The 244-nt window shown below is 39.8% G+C and carries 1 pseudogene; it reads right to left on the bottom strand.

Features of this window, described 5'->3' with window-relative positions:
- Positions 1-244: pseudogene (locus I5349_RS13975) on the bottom strand (hypothetical protein); the annotation flags it as partial.

Here is a 244-nt window from a genome sequence, read left to right as displayed (position 1 = left end):
CCCATTCCCATTCCCATGTTCAAGCCCATATTGAAGGCTGAATTGGAATTAAAATTAGAACCAGAATTATTAACTCGGTAATTGTCGTAGGCATTAATATCAGCATTTCCTTCCTCGCTGCTACTTTCTTCGTCAAAATAAACTACATCGTCTTCTGTAGAAACTTCCTCGGATTGATATCTGGCGATATAATCAGGATTCACGTTCCTAGAGCTAAAGCTTTCTTGCGGAATAGCTTCGGTAG

It is taken from the genome of Penaeicola halotolerans, assembly GCF_016464625.1.
Classification (GTDB): domain Bacteria; phylum Bacteroidota; class Bacteroidia; order Cytophagales; family Cyclobacteriaceae; genus Penaeicola; species Penaeicola halotolerans.
This window is presented reverse-complemented; position numbering and strand designations above follow the sequence as displayed.